Origin of the sequence: Hymenobacter swuensis DY53 (assembly GCF_000576555.1) — a bacterium.
In the GTDB taxonomy this organism is placed as follows: Bacteria; Bacteroidota; Bacteroidia; order Cytophagales; family Hymenobacteraceae; genus Hymenobacter; species Hymenobacter swuensis.
On sequence record NZ_CP007145.1, the window covers coordinates 3,286,297 to 3,302,091 of the forward strand.

General features: G+C 60.9%; 15 protein-coding genes. 11 read left to right on the top strand and 4 right to left on the bottom strand.

Going from position 1 to position 15,795, the window contains the following annotated elements:
• The first annotated feature begins 136 nt into the window (after window positions 1–136).
• The 6 genes from egtB to HSW_RS15345 all read left to right on the top strand — a co-directional run bounded on the left by egtB (window position 137) and on the right by HSW_RS15345 (window position 6,292).
• Complete coding sequence (gene egtB, locus HSW_RS15320) at window positions 137–1,432, top strand: ergothioneine biosynthesis protein EgtB (RefSeq protein ID WP_052346501.1); 1,296 nt, start codon at window positions 137–139, stop codon at window positions 1,430–1,432.
• Between the two features lie 135 nt (window positions 1,433–1,567).
• Complete coding sequence (egtD, locus tag HSW_RS15325; RefSeq protein WP_071883125.1) at window positions 1,568–2,566, top strand: L-histidine N(alpha)-methyltransferase; 999 nt, start codon at window positions 1,568–1,570, stop codon at window positions 2,564–2,566.
• Window positions 2,567–2,587: 21 nt separating this feature from the next.
• Window positions 2,588–3,685 carry a pyridoxal phosphate-dependent aminotransferase gene (locus tag HSW_RS15330; RefSeq protein WP_044002632.1) on the top strand — a complete coding sequence of 366 codons (1,098 nt, stop codon included), beginning with the start codon at window positions 2,588–2,590 and terminating at the stop codon, window positions 3,683–3,685.
• Between the two features lie 99 nt (window positions 3,686–3,784).
• Window positions 3,785–5,158, top strand: coding sequence for an MATE family efflux transporter (locus HSW_RS15335; RefSeq protein ID WP_044002633.1), 1,374 nt, complete (start codon window positions 3,785–3,787; stop codon window positions 5,156–5,158).
• A gap of 72 nt (window positions 5,159–5,230) precedes the next feature.
• On the top strand, window positions 5,231–5,791 hold the full coding sequence (locus HSW_RS15340) for a DUF922 domain-containing protein (protein WP_052346502.1): 561 nt from the start codon (window positions 5,231–5,233) through the stop codon (window positions 5,789–5,791).
• 168 nt (window positions 5,792–5,959) lie between these two features.
• Complete coding sequence (locus HSW_RS15345; RefSeq protein WP_044002634.1) at window positions 5,960–6,292, top strand: tRNA-binding protein; 333 nt, start codon at window positions 5,960–5,962, stop codon at window positions 6,290–6,292.
• A 98-nt stretch (window positions 6,293–6,390) separates the two neighbouring features.
• Here the strand turns inward: HSW_RS15345 and HSW_RS15350 are convergent, their stop codons facing one another.
• Window positions 6,391–6,777, bottom strand: a complete 387-nt coding sequence (locus HSW_RS15350; protein ID WP_044002635.1) for a DUF4296 domain-containing protein — start codon at window positions 6,775–6,777, stop codon at window positions 6,391–6,393.
• A gap of 37 nt (window positions 6,778–6,814) precedes the next feature.
• Between HSW_RS15350 and HSW_RS15355 the strand changes: the two genes are divergently transcribed.
• From HSW_RS15355 to HSW_RS15375, 5 genes are all read left to right on the top strand, one after another.
• On the top strand, window positions 6,815–7,714 hold the full coding sequence (locus tag HSW_RS15355) for a DUF58 domain-containing protein (RefSeq protein ID WP_044002636.1): 900 nt from the start codon (window positions 6,815–6,817) through the stop codon (window positions 7,712–7,714).
• Complete coding sequence (locus tag HSW_RS15360; protein WP_155833001.1) at window positions 7,707–8,642, top strand: hypothetical protein; 936 nt, start codon at window positions 7,707–7,709, stop codon at window positions 8,640–8,642. The genes HSW_RS15355 and HSW_RS15360 overlap by 8 nt, the downstream gene beginning before the upstream one ends.
• 60 nt (window positions 8,643–8,702) lie before the next feature.
• Entirely contained in the window at window positions 8,703–9,746 is a 1,044-nt protein-coding gene (locus HSW_RS15365) for a vWA domain-containing protein (protein WP_052346503.1), read from the top strand.
• A 281-nt stretch (window positions 9,747–10,027) separates the two neighbouring features.
• Window positions 10,028–10,690, top strand: coding sequence for a YggS family pyridoxal phosphate-dependent enzyme (locus tag HSW_RS15370; protein WP_044004870.1), 663 nt, complete (start codon window positions 10,028–10,030; stop codon window positions 10,688–10,690).
• Between the two features lie 161 nt (window positions 10,691–10,851).
• Window positions 10,852–11,229, top strand: a complete 378-nt coding sequence (locus HSW_RS15375; RefSeq protein WP_044002638.1) for a DUF423 domain-containing protein — start codon at window positions 10,852–10,854, stop codon at window positions 11,227–11,229.
• Window positions 11,230–11,327: 98 nt separating this feature from the next.
• Here HSW_RS15375 and HSW_RS15380 read toward each other — a convergent pair whose 3' ends face one another.
• The 3 genes from HSW_RS15380 to HSW_RS22970 form a co-directional block, all read right to left on the bottom strand.
• Window positions 11,328–11,873: a DUF1573 domain-containing protein gene (locus HSW_RS15380; protein WP_071883126.1), complete on the bottom strand. Its 546-nt coding sequence runs from the start codon at window positions 11,871–11,873 to the stop codon at window positions 11,328–11,330.
• A 176-nt stretch (window positions 11,874–12,049) separates the two neighbouring features.
• Window positions 12,050–13,474, bottom strand: a complete 1,425-nt coding sequence (locus HSW_RS15385; protein WP_044002639.1) for an ATP-dependent DNA helicase — start codon at window positions 13,472–13,474, stop codon at window positions 12,050–12,052.
• A gap of 100 nt (window positions 13,475–13,574) precedes the next feature.
• Window positions 13,575–15,791, bottom strand: a complete 2,217-nt coding sequence (locus HSW_RS22970) for an ATP-binding protein (protein WP_052346504.1) — start codon at window positions 15,789–15,791, stop codon at window positions 13,575–13,577.
• Window positions 15,792–15,795 lie beyond the last annotated feature (4 nt).

A 15,795-nucleotide genomic window follows, 5' to 3' on the forward strand; every position in this document is an offset into this window, starting at 1 on the left:
TTGTACTGAGGAGCTGCTCCGTATAACTACGGAGCAGCTTTGTGAAACACGCACGGTTGTGCTTGCCACGGTTGTCGTCAAAACTACTGGCCGGGTTATGCCGTTATCTTTATATCCGGCCTTTCCCTCGTTGCTTATGTCACTCGCTCCTGCTGCCGTTTCGGTATCTGCTTCCGCTATTTCTTCGCCCGTTCTCCGCTTTCAGGCTGTTCGTCAGCAGTCGGAGGCCCTGTGCCGCCCGCTCCTGCCCGAAGACACGGTAGTGCAACCCGTTATTGATGTGAGCCCCCCAAAGTGGCATCTGGCTCATACCACATGGTTCTGGGAAACCTTTTTGTTGCGCGAATATCTGCCCGGCTATCAGGTTTTTCATCCCGACTACGCCTTTCTGTTCAACTCCTACTACAACTCCCTAGGCTCCCGCGTGAACCGCGCCGACCGAGGTACTCTCTCCCGCCCCGCGCTGGCGGAAGTTTACCAGTACCGGCAGCACATAGATGAGCACATGCAGCTGCTGCTGGCGCTTGCCGATACCCTGCCAGCCGCCTGCTGGGAGGTATTTGAGCTGGGCCTGCAGCATGAGCAGCAGCATCAAGAGCTGCTGGCCACCGACATCAAATACATTCTGAGCACCAGCCCCCTGGCCCCGGCCTACCAAATGGCTTCGGCTCCTACGCCCGCCCATCTGGCGCCGCCGATGGCGTGGCTGCCGGTGCCCGGCGGCGTATACCGCATCGGCTTTGAAGAGGAAGGTTTCTGCTTCGACAACGAACAGGCCCCGCACGATACTTACGTGGCCGATTTTGAGCTACAGAACCGTTTGGTCACTAACGCTGAGTACCTGGAATTCATGGAGGCAGGCGGCTACCGGGACTTCCGGTACTGGCTGGGTGAAGGCTGGGATTTGGTGCAGCAGCAAACCTGGGAAGCCCCGCTCTACTGGGTGTTGCACCACGGCCGCTGGCACCGCTTCACGCACCACGGCCTGCAGCCCGTGAACATGGCTGCCCCCGTCACCCACATCAGCTTTTACGAGGCCGATGCCTACGCCAACTGGCGTGGTCACCGCCTGCCTACCGAGCAGGAATGGGAAATTGCCGCCCGCCATTTTGGGGCCACTGCAGCCGGTGGCACGTTTCTGGAAAGCGGCCTCTTCGACCCGCAGCCGCTACCCGCCGACGCCTCCGCCGACCAGTGTCACCAATTGCTGGGCGACGCCTGGGAATGGACGTACTCGGCCTACCACCCTTACCCCGGCTACCAGCGCGCCGCCGGTGCGCTGGGCGAGTACAATGGCAAGTTCATGGTGAACCAATTGGTGCTGCGCGGCGGCTCCTGCGCTACTCCTGAAAGTCACATCCGCCTTACTTACCGCAACTTCTTCCAGGCCGATAAACGCTGGCAGTTCACCGGCATCCGGCTGGCGCGGTAGTTTGCGGGCCTGCTTACCGACGTCCTCTCTCCAACCAATACCAGGGCCGATCCGGGGCAGTAACAGGAGCAGCCTTGTACAAATCCTTGCTGCCTGCTGCTACATTCGAACCGGCCAACGACTCTCCTCTCTCCTATGCCCTCTGCTACTACTCTCTCTACTCCCGCAGCCCCCCCCGAATTTGTGGCTACTGACCTTTCCCGGCACGTTCAGGAAGGCCTGAGCCGGCCGTTCAAGGCGCTGTCATCCATGTATTTTTACGATGACGAGGGCAGCCGCCTGTTTCAGCAGATTATGGCCCTGCCGGAATATTACCCCACCCGCACCGAGTTTGCGCTTCTCACGCGCCACCAGGCCGCCATTGCCGCCGAGCTGCGCCCGCAGAATCCGGACGAACATTTTTTCCTGCTGGAGCTGGGGGCCGGCGACGGACTGAAAACCAAAATCCTGCTGCGTCAGCTGCTCGACAGCGGCACGCAGTTCACCTACGTGCCGGTTGATATTTCGGCGGCGGCGCTGGAGGGGCTGTCTGCCAGCCTGCGGGCCGAGCTGCCTACACTGCGCGTAGAAACCGTAGTGGCCGATTACGGGGATGCCCTGCGTCTGATGGCCAGTCGGCCGGGGCGTAAGGCGGTGCTGTTCCTGGGCTCCAATATCGGTAACTTCCTGCCTGATGACCGTCACCGGTTCCTGCAACACCTGGCCCAGCCCCTCACGGCCGATGACCGGTTGCTGGTAGGGTTCGACCTGCAGAAAGACCCGCGCCAGATCAGGGCGGCCTACGATGATGCTCAGGGCGTAACGGCGGCGTTCAACTTTAATCTGCTGCACCGCCTCAATCGAGAGCTGGGTGCCGATTTCGACTTGGACCACTGGCAGCATTACACCGATTACGACCCGCTGAACGGTGCGGTGCGGTCTTTCCTGGTCAGCACCCGCGCCCAGACCGTTCGGTTTGCAGCAGTGGGCTGGGAGGTAGCATTTAAGGCCTGGGAAATGATTCACACAGAAAACTCCTACAAATTCACTCGCGCCAGCATTGCGGAAGTAGCGCAGGCTGCCGGTTTGCGTGTACAGCACGTTTTCACGGATGAGCAGGATTACTTTGCCGACGTGCTGCTGCGGCCGGCTTAATGAAGTAGTCGGGTGTTTACTATGACCGAATCTATCAGCTTGGCTTCCGGCTACGGCGCGTTTCTCACGCCGGCCGCAGCCGCCGAAGCTGCCGTGCGCAGCATGCAGGCCGGGCCGCTGCCCGTACTGGAAGCGGCCGGTTTACCTGCGTTGCGCGAGGCTATTGCGCAACCTAGCCAAACAGTACCAGCGGCCCACATCAGCCCCGAAAACGTGGTGGTAACGCCGGGAGCTAAAGCCGCTCTGTTTCTGCTGCTCCAGACCGTACTCCGTCCCGGTGATGAAGTACTGCTGCCCACACCTAACTGGTTTGGGTTCGGAGAGCTGATAACCCGGGCCGGTGGAGTTGCGCGCGCGTTGCCCCTTTCCGCCGCCGATACTTATGCTTTCCCGCCGGAGCTGTTGCGCACCGCCCTCAAGCCCCGTACGCGCGTGCTGTTGCTTTCCAACCCCAACAACCCCACCGGCCGCGTGTACCACCGCGAGGAGCTGGCGGCTTTACTGGCCATCACGCGGGAGTATCCGGAGCTGTTCGTGCTCAGTGACGAGATATACAACCTGATTACCTTCGCTGCCCGGCCCGTTCCTTCGTTGCTGGAATTTCCGGATCCGCACGGGCGGCACCTGGTTGTGAACGGGTTCAGCAAGTCGTTGGCGCTGATTGGCTGGAACATCGGCTATCTGGTGGCTCCGCTGGCTATTGCCCGGGCCTGCGCCGCCACGCAACGGGCGACGGGTGGCGCGGTAGCGGCCCCCATTCAGGACGCGGCTCTGGCCGTCACGCAAGCTGCCGCCAGTGTGGCCAGCGGGCTGGTGCGCCAGCTGCAGCCCACCCGCCGCCTGATGCTGGAGCTGCTCGCCAAAATACCCCACGTTCCGCCTGTAGCACCGGAGGCCACGTATTACGCGTTTCCTGATTTGCGGGCGTATGTACGGCCGGAGCTGGCCGCCGGAGCAGCATCGGCGGAGCTAGTGAGCCGCCTGCAACGGGGCGGCTTGGAAGTAGTGGATGGCGCTACCTGCAGCGCCCCCGGTTTTATCCGGATTTCCTACGCGGTACCCGAGCCGGTTTTGCGCGAAGGCCTGAGCCGACTGGCTGCGACATTGCAGTCAAAATAGGGTAGTTAAGCAGTAGTTCAGCCGCAACCCCGCTCAGGCTTCCGGCCCAGGCAGGGTTTCTTCGTCGTACCTTTGCGGCCTCCTGCTTGTTACTGCCGTATGTCCCGCTCCGCTTTCCGCTCCCACCTCAGGCCCACGCTCGATTTAGCTTACCCCGTGATGCTCAGCCAGCTGGGCCACGTACTAGTAAATGTGTGCGACAGTATGGTGGTAGGCCAGACCGGCAAAATCCCCTTGGCGGCCGTGTCGTTGAGTGTGAGCGTGAGCACCGTGGTGATGGTACTCGGGCTGGGCCTCACGATGGGCATCACGCCCTTGGTAGCCACCGCCGACGGCCGCCGCGACGTGCCTGCCCTAGGCCGTCTGCTGGTGAATGGCGTGTGGCTGAGCGCCAGCGCGGGGTTAGTGCTGGCGTTGCTGGGGCTGCTGGTACCGCAGGTGCTGCCCTACCTCGGGCAGCCGGCACCGGTGGTAGCGTTGGCTGCGCCCTGGGTAAAAGTGATGTTCCTGTCGTTTTTTCCGCTGATGCTATTTCAGGGGTTTAAGCAGTTTGCGGAAGGGCTGGGCCTCACCCGGCAGGCCATGTTGCTCTCGGTGCAGGCCAACCTGCTGAACGCGGTGCTGTGCTACGGGCTGGTGTTTGGGAAGCTGGGCATGCCGGAAATGGGCATGATGGGCGCGGCCTGGGCCACGTTTATTGCCCGCGTGCTGATGGCGGTGCTCATGGCCGCCTACGTGCTGGTGGCCGTGCGCCTGCGGCCTTACCGCCAGGCGGCCGCCCTCAACCTGCGCCCCGATGCCGCCGGTTTGCGCCGGCTGCTCGGGTTGGGGGCCCCCATTGGAGTTCAGATGACCTTTGAGATGGGCGCGTTCAGCTTCTCCGCCATCATGATTGGCTGGCTGGGAGCCACCCAGCTGGCCGCCCACCAGATTGCCATCAATGTGGCCTCCGTGACGTACATGGCCGCCAGCGGCATTGCCGCCGCCGCTACCATTCGGGTGGGCAAGCACGTAGGCGCCCACGATGCCCCCGGAGCCCGGCAGGCCGGCCTGATGGCTTATCTGATAACATTCGGCTTTATGAGCCTGATGGGCCTGGTGCTGGTGCTGGGCCGCCACCACATTCCGCACTACTACAACCACGACCCGGCCGTGGTGGCGCAGGCCGCCACGCTGCTGCTGATTGCCGCCGCTTTCCAGGTGTCCGATGGGTTACAGGTGGTAGGCCTCGGGGCCTTGCGGGGGCTGGAGGATGTGAAGGTACCCTCAGTGGTAGCGTTGCTGGCGTACTGGGCCGTGGCACTGCCGCTGGGCTATGTGCTGGGCTTCCGACTGGGCTGGGGGGCCACGGGCGTCTGGGTGGGCCTGCTTACCGGGCTGTCACTGGTGGCCGGAGTGTTGCTGCTGCGCTTTCGGCGGCGGCCGGTGCTGCTGGTGGCGGCCGTGAACGAACCGGCCCTGGCGGTGCGTTAAGCAGCTGTTACGGCACGTTCTTTGGTCGCTGCCTGGTTTCTGTCTTCTCCTTTCGCTTCTTTATAGCACTGAATGCTGTTCACATTTGCTCCCGCCTGGCTGCTGGGCCTGCTCACCTCCTTCACCGGCGCGCCGGCGCAAACGGCTCCGCCGGCGGCTCCCGCCAAAATTGAGTGGAGTGCCAACCGCCCACTTACCTGGACCGATTTCAAGGCCCGCCCCACTTCCGACCAACTGGCGGCTCTCACCTCTTCTACCATTGATGCCAAGGTAGGCTGCGTCGATTACCAGTTCTCGGCGCAGGTACGAGCCGTGTTTACGCCCTCTGAATCGTGGGTGCGCAACCTGGCGCAGGCCTCGCCGGCCTTACTCCGCCACGAGCAGCTTCACTTCGACCTCACTGAGATTCACGCCCGCCTGTTGCGCCAGAAGCTCAGTCTGGTGAAGCTCGACTGCGAAAAGCTCCAGCCGGCCTTCGGCAACCTCACCAAAATGGCCTTCCTGACCTGGCAGCGTGATGAAGCCCGCTACGACCAGGAAACCAACCACGGCCTTAACGCCCCCCGCCAGCAAGCCTGGGACCAGCAAATTCAGCAGCGCCTGACCCAACTGGAGGCGTTTGCGCTGAAGTAGTGAGGTAAGCTTGCCAGATAGGCAAACGGGTGGATTGTTGAATGGGTAGGTAGCATGGTCATCCTCCATATGGCGTCCGCTTGCGGAGGATGACAGTTTTTTCATTGCCCCATTCCCCCATTCCCCCATCCAACAGCTCATCCATTCAACAATTCGACCATCTCCCCTATGCTAACCTGGGCTGAATTTGAGCGGGTAGATATCCGCGCCGGTACTATCTTGGAAGCCCGGGAGTTTCCTGAAGCGCGGCGGCCGGCCTATCAGCTCGTTATCGACCTAGGTCCGGAAATCGGCCTAAAAAAGACGAGTGCGCAGATAACGCACCACTACCAACCCACCGACCTGGTTGGCCGGCAGGTGCTGTGCGTGGTCAACTTTCCGCCGAAGCAAATCGGGCGGTTCATGTCGGAGGTGCTGATCACGGGCCTCCCGGATGCCGATGGGCACATCGTACTGACGGCGCTGGCTGGCCCCGTTCCCAACGGCAGCCGCCTGATGTGAGGTGATGAACTTGTGAAACGGTGCGTTTGACGTTCTGCTTGCGTCATCAGGCTTAGTAAAACGTCAAACGCACCATTTCACAAGCTCACAATTTCACCTTACCGGTGCGGCGGTGGGCTGCCGGGCTCCTGCTGCCGGGCTTCGCGCAACGATAGGCTATCTACCACGGTAGCGTAAATATCGTCCAGATCCTTCTCATGGGTGGCGTAGTAGCGGTAGCTCTGCACAAAGGCCGAGTCACTGACTTCATAGCGCCAGTACACATTTTTCTGCTGCTGCCGAAACAGGGCGCGAGCCGAGTCGGTGGGCAGGGAGGCGGCATCGGTCCGGGCTTCCAGCAGATGCATTTCAATCAACAGGCTCACCATCTTGTCACGCGGGATGAGCTGCTGAGGTACAGGCACTTCTTCGGGTTTCTGGCAGGCTGCAACCAGCAGACTCAAGGCACTTAGCCAGCCCAGCAGGCGGAAGGAATATCGTTTCACAGCTGCAAAGTTAGGAGTAAGCCGTAGTTTAGTCAGAATGAAACCCGCTGATTCGCCTTTCCAGCAGCTCGTACGTAAGCTCCGTCAGATGGAAATCCGCATCCTGAAGGCGGTGGATGCCCAGTTGCAGGGCGATTTTCATTCCGTATTTAAAGGTACCGGCCTGGAGTTCGACGACGTGCGGTTGTACCAGTACGGCGACGAAGTGCGGGCCATCGACTGGGCGGTATCCAGCAAAGGCCACGGCACCTTTGTGAAGACCTACAAGGAAGAACGTGAACAGCAGGTGCTTTTGTTGCTTGATGTAAGCGCTTCGCAGCAGGTAGGCGCCGTTAACCGCCGCAAAATTGACGTGGGCCGCGAAATCTGTGGGGTGCTGGCTTTGGCCGCCGCCCGCCAGGATGCGCAGCTCGGTATCCTGGCCTTTTCCGATCAGAAAGAGTTTTACCTCGCGCCCGGCAAAGGTACCCGCCACGCCTACGCCCTCATCAAGCGGCTGTTTGAGCTGGAGCCCCGCAGCCGCCAGACGGGCGTGGCAGCCGGTATCAAGCAGGCCCTGGGGTTGCTCAAGCGGCGCACCATTGTGCTGCTCATTTCCGATTTTATCGACGCCGACTACGAGCGGGAACTGACGATGCTGGCCCGCAAGCACGATTTGGTGGTACTGCAGCTGCTGGATCAGCGGGAGCGGGAGTTTCCGCCCCTGGGCATTATCCCGCTCCACGACCAGGAATCGGGCCGGACGGTGTGGGTGAATACCTCTTCGGAGGCGTTCCGGGCCCGCTACCGCGCCACGTATGAGCAGAACCGGGAGCAGATTGGCCAAATCTGCCGCCGCCACCGCACCGAATACCTCTCCATTGCCACCGATACCGACTTCGTTCCGCAGTTGGTGAACCTGTTCCGGCGGCGTAACCAGCGCGGGGGCCGTGGGTAAGCTGTGCCATGCTCAGTGGCTTTCGGGTGTGACCCTGGGCTGCTTGCTGCTGGGGCCGCTGCGGATGGCAGCCCAGGCCCCAGCCGATACCGTACCCCAGGGCCGGTTTCGGCAGCCAACGGTACGCGTGGGCGAAATCATCGAGTTTGAGTTGAGCTACCGGCACGCGCCCAGCCGGGAAATCATCTTCCCCGACTCGGCCGCCGATTTTGCGCCGTTTGAGTACGTGGGACGCCGCTATTCCCCCACCCGCACCCGGCAGGGCCGCAGCCTCGACCGGGCCGTGTACCGGCTGCGCACCTTCAGCCTCGACTCCGTGCAAACCCTGACGTTGCCCGTCATCCTGCTGCAGGGCCGCGACACGCTGCTGCTGCCTACCAGCCCGGCCCGGGTGCGGCTCGTACGCACGGCCCCGCCAGCCGAAGGGTCCGGGGCACCGGTGCTACGCCAGAATCTGCAGCTGCTGCCCGTGGAGCCGCAGTTCAATTACCCGTATTGGCTGGCGGGCCTGGTGGCCGTGCTGGCGGTGGCCGGGGCGCTGGTGCTGGGGTTCCGGCAGCGTCTGCGCCGCCGTTACCGGCACTACCGGCTCCGGAAAAACCACGCCTATTTTCTGGCGCAGTACGCCCGCCACGTAGAGCGGTTTGCCCTTTCCCGCTCCCTCACCAATATGGAGCGGGCCATTACACTCTGGAAAAACTACCTCTCCGCCCTCGAAGACAACAACATCAGCAGCCTGACCACCCGCGAAATTGTGGCGCATTACCAGAATGATGCCGACGTGAGCCTAGCTCTGCGCCTGGCCGACCGGGTAGTGTATGGCAATCAGTTCTCGGAAGACGATACGGAAACGGACCTGGCGTTTGTACTGCTGCGCACGTTTGCGGAGCGGCAGTACGCTCGCGTAGCCGCACAGCAATCCACCTGAGCGGTAGCTCCCAGGCCGCGTTGCCGGCTCCCTTCTAGTTCTGCCTCCTTATTTTTGCGCATGCCCTGGCCTGATGTTCTGACTTCCCTGCTGGATAGTGTGCGCTACAGCACCCTCGTGAGCTACACCTGGGAGCAGCCACGGCTACTGCTGCTGCTGCCCCTGGTGCCGCTGCTGTTCGTGCTGCGGTGGGTGCTGGCCCGGCGGCGCCGCTCGAAACTGGGCGTGGCGTTTGTGGCCGGGCAGCTCCCGCGCGACTGGAGCACCGTACTACGCTTCGTGCCCGATGTGGTGCTGGCCCTAAGCCTTAGCTTTGGGGTGGTGGCCCTAGCTCGTCCGCAGCGGACCGATGAGCGGGTGGTGCAGACCGGTGAAGGCATTGATATTCTGCTGGTGCTGGATGTATCGGGCTCCATGGAACTGCAGGATTTGCGGCCGAACCGCCTGGAAGCTGCCAAACGCTTGGCCCGCGAATTCCTCGACGGCCGCCAGGGCGACCGGGTAGGACTGGTGGTATTTGCCGGCGACGCCTACTCGCTGGCCCCGCTCACCACCGACTACGACCTGCTGCGCGACAACCTCCAGGGGTTACGGCTGGGTATGATTCCGAACGACGGTACGGCTATTGGCACCGCCCTGGGCGTGGCTACCAACCGCCTTCGTGACTCCCGCTCCCGCACCAAAGTCTGCATCCTGATTTCGGACGGTGAAAACACAGCCGGCTCCCTTGACCCGTTGACTTCCGCCCAGCTGGCCCACGCCTACGGCCTCAAAATCTACACTATCGGGCTGGGGCAGGATGGCACGGTACCCTACGGAACGGATGAGGCTGGACAGCCCCGCTTTGTGGAAACCCGCCTCGACGAAACCACCATGCGCCAGATTGCCCAGGCAGCCGAGGGCCAGTTCTTCCGCGCCACCGACAACGCCGGCCTGCGCCAGATTTTCGGCCAGATTAACCGATACGAGAAGTCCGAAATCAAGCAGACCCGCTACCGTAACACACTCGACTATCACCGCACCTACCTGTTCTGGTGCATCGGCCTGTGGCTGCTGTGGCTAGCCCTGAAAAACACGTTTCTGACCAACGCCCTGGAAGACTAGCTCCCGGGTTTTCACGGATTGGGGCAGATTTCGTGGATGAAGCGGCCGGATTTTCACTGCGCCAACATCCTACTATATGAGGCGGTTATAGCCGGGCTGACTGTAGTGCCGACTGCGTGTTCCGTCGGCCGCACTGTAGCACCCAGCGGCAGCAAACACCATCGACCTATCGTATTGGCGCGTAGCTTTGCCCGGCATTGGGTACTGCTGGGCAGCCCCGTCAGACAGCATCAGCACAATACCACGCCATCCCCGAAATCCGCCTCAATCCGAAAAAGTCTGTGATTAAAGAGAATTTACACCACATTCAACAGCAACTTACCGGCACGGCTGCCCGGCTGGTGGTCGTTACCAAAACGCACCCGGTGGAGCGGCTACAAGAAGCCTACGACGCCGGGGCTCGCCTCTTCGGTGAAAACCGGGTGCAGGAAATGGCCGCCAAGCAGCCCGAGCTACCCGCCGACGTGGAGTGGCACCTCATCGGGCATTTGCAGACCAACAAGGTCAAGTACATTGCCCCGTTCGTGCACACCATCCAAAGCATCGACAGCCTGAAGCTGCTGCTGGAAATTGAGCGCCAAGCTGCTAAACATAACCGCATAATTGAGGGCCTGCTGCAGTTTCATATTGCTGACGAAGAAACCAAAACTGGCCTCTCTCTGCCCGAAGCCGAGGAAATACTGGGCTCGGCTGAGTTCCGGGCCTGCCGCCACGTGCACCTTACCGGCGTAATGGGCGTGGCCACCTTCACCCCCGACGAAGACCAGCTGCGCCGGGAGTTTCGCACTCTGCGCGGCTACTTTGACAAGCTCAAAGCCCTGTACTTTGCCGACGACGCGGCCTTCCGGGAAGTTTCGATGGGCATGAGTTCCGATTTTCCGCTGGCTCTGCGTGAAGGCAGCACCCTGGTACGCGTGGGCAGCGCCATTTTTGGGGCGAGGTAGAGGTTTGTTACTCGTTTTTGGTTTTGACTGCCTGTCGTTTTCAGACAGGCAACGCATGTACGCCGAAGCTACGAACCACAAAAAACCAAAGACTGAAAACGACTACCCAACGATGAACAGCGGCCCACAAAAAACCAAAAACGACTAACCACCAACAAACCATGACCGCACGACTCATTATTCAACTGGCGGCCCTGCTGGGGGCACTTAGCGTGGGCATCGGGGCGTTTGCCGCCCACGGGCTGCGCAAGATGCTGGAAGCCTCCGGCCGCTTTGAGACGTTTGAAACCGCCGTACGCTACCAGTTTTACCACGCGCTGGCACTATTGGCCGTAGGCATTCTGCTGCACATCAGGCCCGAACTCCGGAGCCTGGGCACCGTGGCCTGGCTGTGGCTGGGCGGCGTACTGGTGTTCAGTGGTTCGCTGTACGTGCTTTGCCTCACCGGTATCACGAAACTAGGGGCCATTACGCCCATCGGCGGGGTGCTGCTCATTGCCGGCTGGATTGTACTGTTGCTGGCGGCGCGTCAGCTGTAAGCTGGTTGCATTCCGCTTCTGTCAGGATAAGCCCCATAAAAAAGCAGCCGACCTCAATGGTCGGCTGCTTTTTTATGGGGCTTGGTTCGAAGCCCTACTTACGAAGCTTTACGCTTGGCTTTGATCTTGTTGTCGCCGGCTTTCACCTTCTGCTTGGCATCGCCAGCGGCAGGGGCTACATCGGTGGTGGCGGGGGCCGGGGCGGCCGAAGCTGAGATGCTGGCACCTGCTTCTTTCACATCACCGACCAGGGAAACCATGGCATTACCGGCCGCCGAGTTCGACTCAATGGTGAGGACTTTGTTCTGCATGCCCATTTTGCCAGCCGAGTTGAATTTGGCCGTTACCGTGCCGGATTTGCCGGGCATTACGGGCTCCCGCGTCCAGTCGGGGGTAGTGCAGCCACAGCTCACGCCGATGTTGGAAATTACCAGCGGCTGGGTACCCACGTTCTTGAATTTGAAGGTGTGCTCCACCACGTCACCGGTCTTGATGGAGCCGAAGTCGTACTTCATTTCCTCAAACTGGATTTGCGGACCGGCTACTTTGGTCTGGGCGTTGGCGGGCTTCACGGCGGCTGTCTGGGCTTGGGCGGCGAAACCCATAACCGACAGCGAAAGAGCCAGCAGAAGTGCTTTTTTCATGATGTTACGTGCGTTAAGGAAGTAAGCAAAAATACAAGTTTGAGCCGCCCGGCCAAGTTACGTGCCAGTTTTCGCCCCAGCCAGGGCAGCTGGCCAGAAGCATAACACGTCACCCCCGGGTTTGGGTTCTGGTTGAGCCGGCAAACTGTCATTCCCCACTCCGCTCGGAATGACAACTACTCCTCCACCGCGTCGCCGATGAGATTCTTGTTGAAGTTCAACAGAAACAGCTTCTCAGACGAGCGGGTGACGGCGGTATACAGCCAACGGGCAAACTCCGAGTTGACCATCTCGTCCTTGAGGTAGCCATGGTCCACGAACACCGCCTGCCACTGGCCGCCCTGGGCTTTGTGGCAAGTAAGGGCGTAAGCGAATTTCACCTGCAGCGCGTTCAGAAACGGGTCTTTACGAATGGCCGCGGTGCGCTCCTTCTTGGTTTCAAGGTGGGCATAGTCGGCACTCACGGCATCGTAGAGGGCCTTGTTCCGGTCGGCGGGCAGGGCGGGACTTTCGGTGTGCAGCGTATCGAGCAGGAGCTTGATTTCCATATCCGGCTCGTCGGGGTAGTCCACTAGCCGCACGCGGGCATCGGCGAAACGGAAGCCAAACTCCTCAGTGGTCCGGATAATTTTGACGACCTGCACAAAGTCCCCGTTGGCCAGAAAGCCGATGTCGGAATCCTTGGGCAGCCAGTAGTAGTTATTGCGCACCACCATCAGGTAGTCGCCCGACTCAATTTCGTCCTCCGCCTCGAACAGAATACGCCGGATAAACTGGTTGTACTGGTTGGCGTTCTTGTTGGAGCGGCAGATGATGGTGCTGTTCTCGTGGCCGAAGTTCTTGTAAGCCCAGCGCAGACCGTCTTCCAGCTTATCGCCACCCATCGAGAAGATATCGGAATAGCCTTTGGTAAAAAACTGGATGACTGGTTTCTCCTCCCGCAGCTCCTCGCGCAGCACAGTGGCATTCATCAGAATCCCTGACTGCTCGGCCTGGCGCATTACCTGGCGCAATTCCACTGAGGCTACCTCGGCCCGGAATCGGTGACGCAGTAAATCGGCGTCGAGGGCCGGGCTGAGCAGCTGGCCCACCGGCGGCAGCTGGGCCGTGTCGCCGATGAGCAGCAGGCGGTTGGAGGGCTTCTCGAAAACGTAATTCATCAGGTCATCGAGCAGGCCGTTTTCGCCGAAGGCTTTCTCATCGGAAATCATGGACGCCTCATCCACGATAAAGAGCGTGTCCTGGGCACGGTTGGGCTGGCGCTGAAACGAGAGGCCCTGGGCCGGCGTACCGCTGGTCTGGCGGTAGATTTTCTTGTGGATGGTGCTGGCCGCCACACCCGAATAGGTACCCATTACCTTGGCGGCGCGGCCGGTGGGAGCCATCAGCACGTATTTGCGGCCCATCTGGTGCAACCACTGGACCAGGGCACTTACCACGGTGGTCTTGCCGGTACCAGCATAGCCGCGCAGGATAAAGGCCTTTCGCCCCGGAAGGGCATCACCCAGAAACTTGTCCAGCTGCTGAAACAGCGTGGCCTGATCCTGGGTAGGTTCGTAGGCAAAATGGTCGCGGACGGAAGGAGTTCGAAGGGAGAGCATAGCTTTGTAATCGGAATAACAAAGCTACGTCGGTTTAGGCTCCCTCCGAGTAACTGATTGCGGGAGTAGCGAGGGAGTTGTTCTGGAAGGGTAGTTCAGGCTACTCCGTGGGCAGCGTGATGATAAACTCGGTGCCCTTTCCTTCCTCAGAGGTGACGCTGATGGTACCGCCGTGGCCCTGCACGATGTCGTGGCTGAGCGAGAGGCCCAGGCCCGTGCCTTCACCCAGGGGTTTAGTAGTGAAAAAGGCCTCGAATACTTTCTCTCGGGTTTCCTGCGGCATTCCGGTGCCATTGTCGTGCACGCGCACCTCCACGGCCCCGGCGTGCAACCTACTATCAACGCGCACCTGGGGTTCGTAGCCGGCCTCACCCGCCTGCTGACGCTGCACTACGGCGTAAAAGGCATTGGTAAACAGGTTCAGCAGCACCCGGCCCATATCGGGCGGTACTACGGGTACGGGGGGCAGATCGGGAGCCAGCCGGGTTTCAACGCCTACCGCCGCCGCCGTTTCGCGGAATTCCTGGCTCTGGCGGGCCAGCTGCAGGTATTCCAGCACCAGGGCATTCAGGTCGGTGGTGATGCGCTGACCCGTACCGGTGCGGGCATGTTCCAGCATGTCCTTGATGATGGCCGAAGCCCGCATGCCGTGCTGGCTGATTTCCTGCAGGTTCTGGCGCAACCCCACCAGAATTTCCTGCTCCAGCCCGGCGTTGTGCTGGTGGTTATCCATGTTATCCACCAGCGAAGTGCTGACCTCCGCAAAGCGCTTCATGAAGTTGAGCGGGTTTTGCAGCTCGTGCGCAATACCCGCCGATACTTCGCCCACAAAGGCCCATTTCTCTGACTGCACCAATTGGTTCTGCGTCTGGCGCAGTTGCGCCAGGGTACGCTTGTTGGTTTGCAGCTGCCGATAAACCAGCGCCCCTAGCCCCGAAATCAGCAGCAGGGCCGTCAGCGTTATGGCCAGCAGCTGGTTGCGCTGCCGCAGCCGCAGGGCCTGTAGTACTTTTTCCTGCCGCAATCGGGCAATCTGGGTGTTCTGGGCTTGCTCTACCCGCTCGCCTTCGTACTGCGCCAGCAGGTTGTTGCCCTGCGCCTTGTTGAGCGTGTCCTGCAAGGCTAAGTAGGCCAAGCTGTATTGCTGGGCTTTGGCGGCGGTGCCATGGGCTGCCTCAAAGCGCACCAGCTCCCGCAGATACTTGGGCCGCAGCATCTGAAAATTGGCGGCGGTAGCCAGCGCATACGCCTGCTGCAAGTGCTTCTCAGCCTGCGGATACTTCCCCTGAGCCGCATAATAGTCGGCCCAGGTTGCATCCAGCGCAAACTCGCCGGGGCGGCCGGTAATTTCCATTTTCAGGGAATCGGACAGCTGTTGGGCGCGCGTGAGCAGTGGCAGCGCGGCGGCGGCGCGGCGTTGCGCCAGCAGCACTTGGCTTTGCAGTATCAGGGCGTAGGCGGTGTAGAAGGACTTATTGGCTTCTGCCTCCCGGGCGGTTGCAAAGGCTTTGTTGGTGTACAGCTGCGCGGCGGCCACATCACCCGCCTGCAGATACAGGCGGGCAATGGCTAGCTTGGAATAAAACTGCGCAATGCCTTTGATGTGGTACCGCTCGTTTGTTTCTACGGCCTGCTTCAGGTATTGCAGTGCTTTGCCGGGGTTGCCCCACTCAGCGTAGGTATTGCCGGCCACCATAAGTTCGGCGGCATGCAGCCGGTGGTTGAACGTACCGAAAAGGTCGGCCGCGCGCAGGTAGTAGCTGATGGCCTGGTTATAGTCGCCCCGGTGGCGGTAGGAGCCGCCCAGCGTGAGGTAGCAGGCCGCCGCATTTTCGATGGGCCCATGCACTTGATACTGGCGCAGCTTGCGGTTGAAATACGCAACCCGGGTGGCAGATTCCCTAAGTTTGTTGTAGAGCGGTGCCAAGTCGATGAGCAGAAAAGGCACGGGCTCCCCCGCTTCGTCGAACAGCTCAATAGCCTGCTGCATAGCGCCCAGTGCGCCGCTGTACTGCTCCCGCTGCCACAGCCGCAGGCCGGCCTGCAACTCATGGTAGGGCGCGGCACTGGCCAGTTGCTGCGTCCGGGCATTCAGGCGCAGCAGTTCGGTTATCATATCGGCGGCCTGCTGCCGGCCGGCCGGCTCCGTAAGCTCCGTAATATGCAGCAGGTGCGCCAGCGTCCGGACCCGGGCCGTATCGGTCATCTGCCCCTGCAAAACGTGGCGGAGCGAGTCGTAATCGGCATTCCAGTACGACTGACGGGCCAGCAATGGCCCCCCGAGCAGCAATAGAAATACGGTAATAATCCACTTCATAACA